Raw genomic sequence first — 12427 nt, 5'->3', positions numbered from 1 at the left:
CTTTATTTTTGTTTGATCTGCATCAGCGCCTGTGTCAGCGTTTCCAGATCTTCATTTCCATAATATTCTATTGTGATCTTGCCTTTTTCGCGGCCCTGATGAATGGCGATCCTGCGCCCGGTGGCCTCGCCCAGCTTTTGCTCCAGTTCTTCCAGATAAAGCACGGTCATGGCGTCTTTGGCGGGTTTTTTGGTCTCTTTTTCCTGTTCAAGGCGCTTGACGAGTTTTTCGGTCTGGCGAACGGAAAGGCCTTCTTCCAAAACGGTTTTGGCGGCCGCGAGAATGGTTTCTTCTTTTTTGGCGCCCAGCAATGTGCGGGCGTGGCCCTGTGAAAGCGCGCCGTCTTTCACCATCTGCACCACCACGGGCGGCAGCGAAAGCAGGCGCAGGGCGTTGGCCACCGCGGGGCGGCTTTTGCCCACCTTTTCGGCGATATTTTCCTGTGTCAGCGCAAAGCGATCCATCAGTTCCCGATAGCCCTCGGCTTCTTCCACCGGGTTAAGATCTTCGCGCTGCAAGTTTTCGATCAAAGCCAGTTCAAAAGCCAGCTGTTCATCGGCTTCCAGCACCACCGCCGGGATCTCATCCAGGCCCGCCATGCGGCTGGCGCGCCAGCGGCGCTCGCCCGCGATGATCTGATAAGTTTCGCCTGTTTTGCGCACGGCGATGGGCGCGATGACGCCGTTTTTGCGGATGCTATCCGCCAATTCGGCAAGCCCTTCTTCTGAAAACGCGCGGCGCGGCTGATTGGGGTTCGGCTCGATCTGCCGTATCCTCAAGTTGCAGACGGCGCCTTTTTCGTGGCTTTCTTCGCCGAAAAGCGAATCCAAGCCCTTGCCCAAGCCATGCCCAAGCCCTTTATTTGAAGCCATTTCCCCCGTCCCCTTTCGTTATCGGTTTCTGCGCAAAAATTCATCGGCGATGGCGCTGTATGCTTCGGCGCCGCGAGAGGTTTTTTCATAAGCGATGATCGGCATGCCGTGGCTGGGCGCTTCGGAAAGGCGCACATTGCGCGGCACCACCGTGGAATAAACCTTTTCGCCAAAGAACTTTTTGATTTCTTCGGCCACCTGAATGGTCAGGTTGGTGCGGCCGTCATACATGGTCAAAACGATGCCTTCGATATCGATTTTCGGGTTCAATGAGCGTTTGACGGTTCGAATGGAATTGACCAGCTGGCTCAGCCCTTCCAGCGCGTAATATTCGCACTGCATGGGCACCAGAACCGTGTCGCAGGCCACAAGGCTGTTCAGCGTCAACACCCCCAAGGAAGGCGGGCAATCGATAAAAATATAATCATAATCTTCTTTGATGCGGCCAAGGGCTTCTTTCAGGCGCCTTTCGCGGCCTTCCACCGTGGCCAGTTCCACTTCGGCCGCGGCCAGATCGATGCTGGCGGGGATCACATCGCACCATTTTGTGCGCAAAACGGCGCTGCCGATCTCTGCGGCGCCCACCATCACATCATAAATCGTGTATTTTCCCTGATCGGTGGCCCCGAAGCCGGAAGTGGCGTTCCCCTGCGGATCGAAATCGCAAAGAAGCACACGCCGCTGTTTTGCCGCAACACAGGCGGCCAGATTCACCGCCGTTGTGGTTTTTCCAACGCCGCCCTTTTGGTTGGCTACTGCTATGATTTTACCCATTATTCCTCCGTTCACTCCCCCGGAACTTACCAGATCCACTGTTTTTGCGTGTTTTTATATGATTTGATGCGCTTTCGCTCTTTTTGCCGCGCAAATGCTTCGGCTTTATGAAGCACACCTCATTCGCTCAGATCCATGCTTTTTTTCACACGGCAGAGATTCCCGCCGCATCACAGTAATATTTTCCATCTTCTTCCGCCCATGGCGGCTTGCTGCCGCTCACAGCGGCTTGCTTCCTGCGGCGTGTTATTGCCGCCACCCATGGTGGCTTTGCGATTATTATATCATGAATGCAAAGCATGAATGATATAAAGTGGCCATCGCCGTAGGCGGGCCGGAAAATTAATATAATAATCGCTTTGCGATTATTATATCATGCTTCCTTCTGTTTTGAAAGGATTTGCGTTTATTTCTGTGTGATTCTTGTTGATTTTTCTTTTTTCACGGTGTTTAGAACATCAAAAAGCAGCATCCGTGTTTTCATCGCTTAAAAAAGCAGTGCGGCGCCGCATAAAAACGGTGTCGCACTGCTTTGCTTTTTATGGCGGCTTCAAGCCGTTTGTGTTTATTCCTGCGGCTGGGCGGGGATGCGAATGGTCACCACCATATCTTCCCCTTCATAAGCCTTGTCGATCTCTGCGCCGATGCCCGCCATGCGCATCGTTTCCACCGCGCGGCTCATGGTGTTGAAGAACAGCCTTACATCTTTCAAAATGCGGGGTTTCAGCTTCTTCTTTTCGGGCTTTTCGGCCAGCAGGCGTTCGATATATGCTTCTGTCTGGCTTACATTCAGCCCATAGCGAATCACATATTTCAGCGCGGCAAGCTGCTGTTCGGGTTCGCCAAGCTTCAAAAGCGCCCTTGCGTGGCGCTCGGTCATGCCGTTTTCCCGCAGCATCTGCATCACTTCTTCGGGCAGGCGCAGCAGCCTGAGCTTGTTGGCCACGGCCGATTGTGTTTTGCCCAGTTTTTCGGCCACATTCTGCTGGGTCATCTGATAGTTTTCCATCAGTTTTCGAATGCCCAGAGCTTCTTCGAAATAATCCAGATCCTGCCGCTGCAAGTTTTCCACCAGCGCCACCAGCGCCGAATCCTGCAAAGTCATGGGCAAAATCATGCAGGGCACAAAATCCAGCCCCGCCTGTTTCGCGGCGCGCAGCCTGCGCTCCCCCGCCACCAGCTCATACCCCGATGGTGTGTCGCGCAAAGTCAGCGGGTTGATAATGCCATAAGTGCGGATGCTTTCCGCCAGTTCGGCGATCTCTTCGGGCCGAAACAGCTTGCGGGGCTGGTTGGGATTCACGCGGATCTGCTCGATGCGCACCGTTTTAAATTGGCGGCGCTCCTTTTGCATTTTCAAGATTGGCAGCATGTCCATCACCTCTTAGGTCCATGCTAACACGATCCGGCAAAGAATTCTGTCAAATTTCCGCCCCGTTTCTCATTTCCCGCAAAAATACGCCTTTTGCGGCTTTTGTTTATAGGGGCGACGCTTCTATTTTGGCATACCGCCGCGGAAACGCGGGCGGGGTGGGCTTTTCTTTTTGGATCAGCACCATCTGATGGCGGATCTCGCCGCCGTTCAGCTGATAGGCGCGGCATTCCGCCAAGCGGCCGCCCAGTTTGCGGATGGCCGATTTTGCGGTGTCGATCTCTTCGGCGGTGGCTTCATTATCGCTTTTCATGGCCAAAAACATTCCGCCCACCTTCACAAAGGGCAGGCAGAGCTCGCATAAAATGTTCAGCGGCGCCACCGCGCGGGATACCGCCAGATCATAGCTTTCTCTTCTTCCCTTTTGGGCGCAGAATTCTTCGGCGCGGGCGCTGATGGGTTCGGCGGGCAGCCCCAGTTTCTCGCTGACCTCCGCCAAAAAATCCACCCGTTTTTTGCGGCTATCCAGCAAAGTGAAGCGTGCATCGGGCGCGGCGATTTGCAGCGGAACACCGGGGAACCCGCCGCCGCTGCCGATATCGATGACCTTTTTGCCCGCAAAAGAAGCGCAGGTCAGCTGGAACAGACAATCTAAGATGTGGCGCACAGCCACCTCTTCGGGCTCGGTGATGGCCGTCAGGTTCATCACCCGGTTCTTTTCCAGCAGCAATTCCACATAACGCTCCCATTGGGTCAGCATTTCCGCCGAAACGGGAATGTTCCACGTGAAACATCCCTGTTCCACGGTTTTTGTAAAGCTCATCTGCTTTCCTCCTTTTGGGCCAGTGCAATCATCAATGCCGCGATATCCGAAGGGCTTACGCCCGATATTCTTGAGGCTTGGCCGATGCTTCTGGGCCTTTGGTCGCTCAGTTTCTGCCGCGCTTCCAGCCTGAGGTTCACGATCTTGCCGTAATCCAGCTCGGGCGGGATCAGCCGGCCTTCCAGCCTTTTGTGCTCTTCCACTTCCCGCAGCTCACGCTTGATATAGCCTTCATATTTCAGCATGATCTCCACCTGCTCGCGGATCTTTTCAGAAAGCGACGGGCGGTTTTCATCCAGCGGCGCGAAGGCTTCATAGCTGAGTTCCGGCCGGCGCAGCAGATCGCTCATGCGGCATCCCGCCGTGATGGGCGTGCTGTGGGCGGTCTCTAAAATAGCGGCCAGCCGTGGGGTGGGCGCAAGGCCCACTTTTTCGATGCGGCTCACTTCTTCGCGGGCCATCTCATATTCCCGCCGCATCTGCTCCACCCGCTCGCGGCGCACAAGCCCGATTTTTTCACCAATGGGCATCAGCCGAAAATCGGCGTTATCCTGCCGCAGCAGCAGCCGATATTCCGAGCGCGAGGTCATCATGCGGTAAGGCTCGTTGGTGCCCTTGTTGACGATGTCATCCACCAGTGTGCCCAAATATCCATCCGAGCGATCTAAAATGATCTGCTCGCGCCCCGCCGCCATCAGCGCGGCGTTGGCCCCCGCCAAAAGCCCCTGCCCCGCGGCTTCTTCATAACCCGAAGTGCCGCAGATCTGCCCCGCGGCATAAAGGCCCTTCACCCCGCGCACCCCCAGCGTCAGTTCCAGCTGGGTGGGGTCAAGGCAATCATATTCAATCGCATAACCGGGGCGCATGATCTCCACTTTTTCCAAACCGGGAATGGTTCTTAAAAAATGCAGCTGCACATCCTCGGGCAGCGAGGTCGAAACCCCCTGCAAATACATCTCACCGGAATTTTCGCCGCAAGGCTCTACAAAGACCTGGTGTCTTTCTTTTGTGGAAAATCTAACAACTTTATCCTCTATAGAAGGACAGTATCGCGGCCCCACGCCATGGATCTCCCCCGAGTAAAGGGGCGAGCGGCTCAGCGCGCCGCGGATGATTTCATGGGTTCGGGCGTTGGTATAGGTGAGATAACACACCGCCGAATTTTTCACCGGCCCCGCGGCGTCATAAGAAAACGGCCGGGGCGGCTCATCGCCGCTCTGGATCTCCATGCCGGAAAAATCTATGGAATTTTTTGCCACTCTCGCGGGGGTGCCCGTTTTAAAGCGGCGAATGGTCAGCCCCATGGCGCGCAGCGAATCGGTGAGATGCGTTGCGGCATACAGCCCATCGGGGCCGGAGGGATGGTTTTCTTCGCCGATGAACACACGCCCGTTCAAAAAGGTGCCGGTGCAGACCACGACCGCTTTCGTTTTGAAAAACGCGCCGCCCACACAGCAAACGCCGCAGACGCTTCCCTCTTCATCGCGGTCGATGCGGGCGGCTTCTGCCTGGCGGATGAAAAGGTTTGGGCAATTTTCCAAAGTATGCTTCATGTAATTTTTATAAGCCGCGCGGTCCGCCTGCGCGCGGGGCGAATGCACCGCCGGGCCTTTGCCGCGGTTGAGCATGCGGAACTGGATGCCGCAGGCATCCGCCGCCTTGCCCATCTCGCCGCCCAGCGCGTCGATCTCGCGCACAAGCTGCCCTTTCGCCGTGCCGCCGATGGAAGGGTTGCAGGGCATGTTGCCGATGGCATCTAAATTGGTGGTGATCATCAAAGTGCGGCGGCCCAGCCGCGCCGAAGCCAAAGCGGCCTCGATGCCCGCGTGGCCCGCGCCGATCACGATCACTTCATATTCTCCTGCTTGATATTCCAAAGCTACTGTTCCTCCCCCGTTGGGTTTTGCTTTTTTCAACTGTTTTCGGCTGTCTTTTGTTTTTCACAAGCGGCCGAAGCCTCTGTTTTGGGATAAAGCGGCTTCCTTCTGCGCCGCTTTTTCAGCGCGATCCCGGTTATTTTCCTACGCAAAAACGCGAGAAAATGCCATGCACGATATCTTCGGAAACGCTTTCGCCCAGCAGCTCGCTGAGCAGATGGCCGGCGCGTTCGGCATCGGATAAAAAGGCATCCGCCGTCATGCCCAGGGCGGCGCTTTCGGCGGCGCGGCGGCAATCCTGGGCGGCGCGGCGCATCAGCTCGGCCTGGCGGGCGCTGGTGACCAAAACCTCGTCGCCGGCGGGCTTTGCCAAACCGGCCAGCCATTCCACCAGCGGCTCGATGCCCCGGCCTGTCTGCGCGCTGATGGGAAAAATCGTTTCAAACGCGCCGCGGATCTCGGGCGCGATCTCGCCGCAAAGATCGGTTTTATTCACGATGGCGCAGGCGGTTTTGCCCTGCGCCTGATGCAGAACGGTCTCGTCATCGGCCTCCAAGGGGCGCGACGCATCGAACACGCAAAGCAGCACAGCGCTTTGGGCGGCGCTTTCTTTGGCTTTTTCCACGCCGATGCGCTCGGCAAGGCTTTCCGCGCTGCGCAGGCCCGCCGTATCCGAAAGACGAAGCAGCGTTCCGCCGCAAGAGATGGTTTCCGTCACGATATCGCGGGTGGTGCCGGCTTCTTCCGTCACAATGGCGCGGTCATAGCCCGCCAAGGCGTTGAGAAGCGAAGATTTGCCCACATTGGGCTTGCCGAGGATCGTCACGGGCAGGCCCTCTGTCAGTGTGCGGCCGCGCTCATAACCCGCAAACAGGCGCTCCAGCTCCCGCGCGATCTCTTCCAAACTTTCCTGCGCGTCTTTCTGCAAAAAGGGGTCGATATCCTCATCGGGATAATCGCAAACCGCATAAAAATGGGTCAAAAGATCCATGATTTTGGTTTGCATCCGGCGGATCTGCTGGGAAACGCCGCCTTTCAGCAGGGCCGAAGCGTTTTTCGCCGCCTCGGCAGAAGGCGCATAGATCAGATCGGCCACCGCTTCCGCCCCGGCCAGATCCAGCTTGCCCGCCAAAAAAGCGCGCTTGGTGAATTCGCCCGCGCGGGCGGGGCGGGCGCCCGATTCATAACAGCGCGAAAGGATGCGCGCCACGATGGCCTGTGAGCCGTGGCAGAAGATCTCGGCCGAATCTTCGCCGGTATAGGTCTGAGGGCCGCGATAGCAAACCGCAAGGCAGATATCCAAAACGCGGCCATCGCTGTCGATCACTTCGCCATAGCGCATTTTTGAAAACGGCCCGCCGCTCATGGCCCCGCCATGCAGCGGGCGGAACAGCTGATCCATCACCGCGAAGGTTTCCTCCCCGCTGATGCGGCAGATGCCGATGGCCGCGGGCAGCGCGCCGCCCGAATAAGCCGCAATGGTTTCGCTCATAATCAAGCCCTCCTGCTTTCTTCAAGAATACTTTTAGAATAAAGAATTTTGCCGCAAAAAACAAGCATTTCGCGGATTTTTTTCAGAAATGCCTCGTTTTTGGGCAAAAAAAGGGGCGAGAATCATTCTCGCCCCTTGCCTGTTTTAATTCTGCCTCGCGCGCGGCGGGCGGCTGCCGGGTTTTGTTTCTTTCACGCCGTCGGGAACCACGATGACCTTGCGGTTGGGTTCCGTTCCGGTGGAATGCGTGGTCACGCCCTCATATTCCTGCAGGGTCGCGTGGATGATGCGGCGCTCCTGCGGGTTCATGGGTTCCAGCGCGATGCTGCGCTTATAACGCATGGCCTTCTGGGCGGTGTTCACCGCCAGCTTTTCCAGCGTTGCTTTGCGCTTTGCGCGGTAATTCTCGGTATCCAGAACAATGTGCCAGCGCTTTTCTTCGCCCTTGTTTGCCACGATCGAGGTCAGATATTGAATCGAATCCAAGGTATCGCCGCGGCGGCCGATCACGGCGCCCATATTCTCGCCCGAGATATTGATAAAGATGGTGTCGCTTTCTTCCTCAACGCGGGTCTCAAGGGTGGAAGGCACACCAAAGCGATTTAAAAGGCCGGCCAAAAACTCTTCGGCTGTGGCAGCCGGCGAGGTTTCATAAGAAACGCGCACCAGCGCGGGCTGAGAGCCCATGCCCAAAAAGCCTTTTTTGCCTTTTTCCAAAATTTCAACCGTCACATCGTCGCGTTCCTTGCCCAGTTGCTGCAAAGCGTTGGCGACGGCGGCTTCCAAGGTATCGCCTTTTGTTTCAATACTTTTCAACATTTGCTGCTTGCCTCCGTATGTTTTGCTTCTTAGCGGTTCTCTTCGTCATCCTTGGGGGGCTGCTCGCCCTCAGTCAGCTGCTGAGGTTCCGCTTTCTTCTTTTTCTGAGGCTTTGCCGCCAGCAGGGCGGCTTCTTTTTCCCTTGATTTGCGGATGAAATAGGGGGTTAGGATCAGATCCTGCCCCACGGTGAACACATTGCGCGCGATCCAGTAAACACCTAACCCGGCAGGCAGAATGAAGCCGAAATAAATCGACATCGCCGGCATCATGATGTTCATCATGGCGTTTTGCGTGTTCATTGCGCCATCCTGCACAGCGCCTTGACGCTGCTGCATTTTGCGCATCACCCAAGATTGCATATAAGCTGTGGCGCCGGAAAGGACAGGAATGATCCACAACACCGAGAAATCTTTAAAAGAAGGTGTTTTCGCCAGATTCAGGCCCAGGAAATTGAAATTCACCTGCATCAGGCCGGGAACGATATCCTTCGCCGTTGCGAAATTGGCCGAAAGCTCGCCCGCCAGCGCGATTTCAAGGGTATAGGGGTTTGTGGCGGTCACCTTCAGCGCCTTTGCCAAGGTGGAGATCTGGTCGCTGTTGAGCCCCATAAAATAGGTCAGGGGGCGGGCCACCACATAATAAAGACCGATCATAATGGGAAAAGTAAGCAGCATCGGCAGACAGCCTGTCATGGGGCTGACGCCCTGTTCATCATAAAGCTTCTGCACTTCCTGCGCATACTTATCCCGGTTGTTTGCATATTTTTTTTGCAGCTCCATCATTTTCGGCTGGATGCGCTGCACATCCACCATCCCCTTTTTCTGTTTCCAGTTAAGGGGCAAAAGAACCAATTGCGTAAACAGTGTGAACAGAATGATCGACAGGCCGTAATTGCCCACCATATCATAAATGAAACGCATAGCGTAACCAAAAGGGACCGCTATAAAATCGAGCATAGATTTTCTCCTTCTGCCAGTATGTTTGCAGAACCTTATTCAGCGGGGGCTTCTGCTGTTCAAAACCCTCCTGACGACTACGGAACCGGGTCATATCCGCCTTTACAAAAGGGGTTACAACGCAAAATTCGCCAAATCGCCAAAGCGCCGCCCCTCAAAAGGCCGTGCTTCTCGATTGCTTCCAGCGCATATTGCGAGCAAGACGGAATAAAGCGGCAGGTGGGTGTTCGTTTCATCCCCGAAAGCCGCCTTCGATAAAACCTGATCGCGGAAAGCACAAGTTTTTTCATATCTTTTTCAGCAAACCCAGTTTCTGAAATAGAGCCATCATGTCACCCTCCAGGGCTTGATACGGCTTTGTCAGCACGCGGGCGCGCGCAACGATTACGATATCATAACCGGGCTGCAGCAGCTGCTCGTGGGTGCGGTAACATTCGCGGATGCGCCGCCTTGCTTTATTGCGCTCTACCGCGCATCCCAGCTTCACGCTTGTGGTGATGCCCAGGCGCGAGGTGGTTTTGAGCTTGTTTTTTCGGGTATACACCGCGATGGTGGGCGCCGCCGCCGTTTTGCCCCGAGCATAAAGCCCACGAAACCGATTGTTTTCACAAAGCGAAACCGTATGGTGCATAAATTGCCTCTAAATTAAAATTTAAGACCGCACGCGGCGGTCTTAGGTTTAGTGAGAAAGCCTGACTCTGCCCTTAGCGCGTCTTCTGGCCAAAACTTTTCTGCCATTTCTGGTCTTCATTCTCTTCATGAAGCCGTGTTCCTTGCTGCGCTGACGCTTTTTCGGCTGGTAAGTTCTAAACATTAAGCTACACCTCCCTGCGTATAGTTAAGACATCGGCATAAGCCTGATGAGTCTCAGACGCATGCCGCTGCCCACGACAATTGCGCATCTTGTATTATATAGTGAATTACCCGAACCTGTCAAGCCGAAAACCTGGCCAATCCATGCAATATTTTCAATTTTTCAGCAGAAACTAATTAAAAAAACAGGTGGGATGTATAAATGAATTTCAATTATACTATTTGTAATTTATCCGACGGCACAGAGATGCTTCAGCTGGTGCAAAGCGACGGCATGACAGAGTTTGGCGAAGATTTTTTCAGCGGCCTGTGGCGCAGGCAGGAAACGCGGCGCATCTCGCTTGTGCGCATTCTGCTGGCTTCGGGCGTGGCGCTGACGCTCACCGTGCCCCAGGTGTTCGCGCTGATGGAACGACGCGCCTCACAGCCGGGGTTTTCGCTGGCATCCCTCAGCCAGACGGGCCTGCCCGCCCTTTCTTATCTGGAAAAAGGCGGCCCCAGCGTTCAGGCGGCCGCGCCGCCCTATTTCACGCTGGATCACCGCGGAAAACTCGGCGTGGGCGAGATCACGCAGGGGTTTTTAGATACCCTGCGCAGCCGCGGCCAGCGCATTCTGCCGCGGGTGACCTATCGTGAAGCGCCGGGCGGCGTGCTGTTTTCCACACAGGCTGTGGATGAACTGGTTCGCCTTTGCCGCATGCATGGGTTCGGCGAGCTGCTTTTCGATATACAGGGGGCCGAACTTTCCCAGATCGAGGCGCTGGCCCACGCGCTGCAGCAGCAGATGCCCGATCTGAAAATCAGCGGCGTGGTCTATCCCAACCGTGAAGCGCCGGATTATGACCGCCTGAACGCGCTTTATGAAACCATCGTGCTCGATGCCACCCCCGCCAAAGCCGATCTCACCGTTTCCCCCTATTATTCGGCCCAACTTGTGGATAAAACTGTGGAATCTGGGGGATTTTCCGGTGAATTGCTGGGGAAAATCGTGCTGGGCATCCCTTTTGGCGCCCGCGCCTGGGGGCCGGGCTGGGATGGCAGCGACACGCTGAACGCCCGCGAAGTGGCCGAGATCTGCCAGCGTTTCGCCGTGCGCGAGCAGTTTGACCCCGAAACCGGGGCCACCTATCTTTCGTTCACCATCGGGCCCAGCGAAGTGTTTTATGCGGCCGGCCGGCGGATGTATGGCGGCGATTACACGCTGAATGTGGCGGGCGGAAACTGGGCGCGCCAGCTGCTTTCGCTGAAAAACAAATATGGCCTTGGGGGCGCGGCGGTTCTGGGCGCGCCGCTGACGCCGGCCGATCTTTGGGATTATTATGCCCTCTGGTTCGGCGGCGGCTATTTCGAAGATATCTCCTCTTCCTATGCCAAAGATGATATCATGCGCGCTTATGTGAGCGGGGCCATGAAGGGCGTGGAAGAAAACCGTTTTGCCCCCTATTCCCCGCTGACAAGGGCGCAGGCCGCCGTGATCGCCGCAAGGCTGGGCGGGGCCGAAGCTTCCGCCGCGGCCGCGCCGTTTTATGATATCCGCGGCCACTGGGCCGAGCGCGAGATCACCGCCGCCGCCGAAAGCGGCTTGCTCAAGGGCTATCCCGACGGCAGCTTTCTGCCCGATAAACCCCTCACGCGGGAAGAGACCGCCGCCCTTCTGGCGCGGCTGACGGGCCTTCGCGCCACAGGCGCTTCCTTCACCGATGTGGAAGGCTCGTGGGCCAAAGAAGAAATTTCGGCGCTGGCGGCGGCGGGCATTCTGAAAGGGTATGAAGACCACACCTTCCGCCCCACGCTGCTGCTTTCGCGGCAGGAGATGGCAACGCTTCTGGCGCGGCTGAGCGAAGAACCCGCCGAATAGGCGTTTCAAAAAGTTTTCCACATCCTGTGGGGAACTTTTTGCTTTTTTGGGGCCTTACCGCCAGATCATGCGCCTGACCATGCCGCCATCCACCACCAGATCGATGCCGTTGACGAAATCGTTTTCGGCATCGGCCAAAAACAGACAGGCGTTTAAAATATCCCGCGGAAAGCCCACGCGGCCCGAAGGGATCTGGCTGTGGTCTTCCGCCGTGAGGTTTTCATAGCCTTCCGTGCAGATCCACCCGGGGCTGATGGCGTTGACGGTGATGGGGCGGTCATGCAGCGAAACCGCCATGGCGGCCGTCAGCGAAACCACGCCGCCCTTGGATGCGCCATAGGCTTCCCAGTTTTCTTCATTCTGCATCCAGCGGGTGGAAGCCATGTTGATGATGCGACCATATTCCCGCCCTTCGTTGAGCTTGATGAATTCGCGGCTGCAAAGCATCATGCCGCGCAGGTTGGTATCCAGCACGCGATCCCACTCATCGGCCGTCAGCTGAGTGATCGGCTTTTCAAAGCGCGAGACCCCCGCGTTGTTGATGAGCACATCCGCGCCGCCATAGTCGCGCCCGATGCTTTCAAAGGCCGCCAGAATCTCTTCTTCGCGGCGCAGATCGGTTCGGATCAGCCGCGCGCCCGGGGGCAGCGCGTTTTTTTCTTCCACATCCAGCCCCACCACCTGATAGCCTTTTTCGGCAAAGCCGCGGCAGAGATGCAGGCCGATGCCCATGGCGGCGCCCGTTATCACACAAATTTTCATCCCGCG

At 56.4% G+C, this 12427-nt stretch carries 13 protein-coding genes; 1 reads left to right on the top strand and 12 read right to left on the bottom strand.

Translation table 11 applies throughout. The features are described from left to right. Positions 1–2: 2 nt before the first annotated feature. The 11 genes from ACJA3I_RS02265 to rpmH form a co-directional block, all read right to left on the bottom strand. Positions 3–872 carry a ParB/RepB/Spo0J family partition protein gene (locus ACJA3I_RS02265; RefSeq protein WP_458863147.1) on the bottom strand — a complete coding sequence of 290 codons (870 nt, stop codon included), beginning with the start codon at positions 870–872 and terminating at the stop codon, positions 3–5. Positions 873–890: 18 nt separating this feature from the next. Beyond that, positions 891–1646 carry a ParA family protein gene (locus tag ACJA3I_RS02260; protein ID WP_458863146.1) on the bottom strand — a complete coding sequence of 252 codons (756 nt, stop codon included), beginning with the start codon at positions 1644–1646 and terminating at the stop codon, positions 891–893. Between the two features lie 565 nt (positions 1647–2211). Next, positions 2212–3018 (bottom strand): ParB/RepB/Spo0J family partition protein, encoded by an 807-nt coding sequence (locus ACJA3I_RS02255; protein WP_458863145.1) that lies wholly within the window; start codon positions 3016–3018, stop codon positions 2212–2214. A 106-nt stretch (positions 3019–3124) separates the two neighbouring features. Beyond that, a complete protein-coding gene (gene rsmG / locus ACJA3I_RS02250; protein ID WP_458863144.1) occupies positions 3125–3841 on the bottom strand; it encodes a 16S rRNA (guanine(527)-N(7))-methyltransferase RsmG in 717 nt (238 codons plus the stop codon). After that, positions 3838–5718, bottom strand: coding sequence for a tRNA uridine-5-carboxymethylaminomethyl(34) synthesis enzyme MnmG (mnmG, locus tag ACJA3I_RS02245; RefSeq protein ID WP_458863143.1), 1881 nt, complete (start codon positions 5716–5718; stop codon positions 3838–3840). The genes rsmG and mnmG overlap by 4 nt, the downstream gene beginning before the upstream one ends. Positions 5719–5854: 136 nt before the next feature. Continuing rightward, entirely contained in the window at positions 5855–7210 is a 1356-nt protein-coding gene (mnmE, locus tag ACJA3I_RS02240) for a tRNA uridine-5-carboxymethylaminomethyl(34) synthesis GTPase MnmE (RefSeq protein WP_458863142.1), read from the bottom strand. Positions 7211–7354: 144 nt separating this feature from the next. Further along, a complete protein-coding gene (gene jag / locus ACJA3I_RS02235) occupies positions 7355–8029 on the bottom strand; it encodes an RNA-binding cell elongation regulator Jag/EloR (protein ID WP_458863141.1) in 675 nt (224 codons plus the stop codon). Between the two features lie 29 nt (positions 8030–8058). Next, entirely contained in the window at positions 8059–8988 is a 930-nt protein-coding gene (locus ACJA3I_RS02230; protein WP_458863140.1) for a YidC/Oxa1 family membrane protein insertase, read from the bottom strand. 77 nt (positions 8989–9065) lie between these two features. Beyond that, on the bottom strand, positions 9066–9278 hold the full coding sequence (gene yidD / locus ACJA3I_RS02225) for a membrane protein insertion efficiency factor YidD (protein WP_458863139.1): 213 nt from the start codon (positions 9276–9278) through the stop codon (positions 9066–9068). Continuing rightward, a complete protein-coding gene (rnpA, locus tag ACJA3I_RS02220) occupies positions 9275–9619 on the bottom strand; it encodes a ribonuclease P protein component (RefSeq protein ID WP_458863138.1) in 345 nt (114 codons plus the stop codon). The genes yidD and rnpA overlap by 4 nt, the downstream gene beginning before the upstream one ends. 48 nt (positions 9620–9667) lie before the next feature. Then, entirely contained in the window at positions 9668–9802 is a 135-nt protein-coding gene (rpmH, locus tag ACJA3I_RS02215) for a 50S ribosomal protein L34 (protein ID WP_458863137.1), read from the bottom strand. A 201-nt stretch (positions 9803–10003) separates the two neighbouring features. Between rpmH and ACJA3I_RS02210 the strand changes: the two genes are divergently transcribed. Further along, positions 10004–11659, top strand: coding sequence for an S-layer homology domain-containing protein (locus ACJA3I_RS02210; protein WP_458863136.1), 1656 nt, complete (start codon positions 10004–10006; stop codon positions 11657–11659). A gap of 54 nt (positions 11660–11713) precedes the next feature. Here ACJA3I_RS02210 and ACJA3I_RS02205 read toward each other — a convergent pair whose 3' ends face one another. Then, positions 11714–12421, bottom strand: a complete 708-nt coding sequence (locus ACJA3I_RS02205; RefSeq protein WP_458863135.1) for an SDR family NAD(P)-dependent oxidoreductase — start codon at positions 12419–12421, stop codon at positions 11714–11716. Positions 12422–12427 lie beyond the last annotated feature (6 nt).

This window comes from Acidaminobacterium chupaoyuni (genome assembly GCF_047936785.1).
GTDB classification, from domain to species: Bacteria; Bacillota; Clostridia; order Oscillospirales; family Butyricicoccaceae; genus Acidaminobacterium; species Acidaminobacterium chupaoyuni.
Note: the sequence above shows the minus strand (reverse complement) of the source record. Positions and strands in the feature narration are given on the sequence as shown.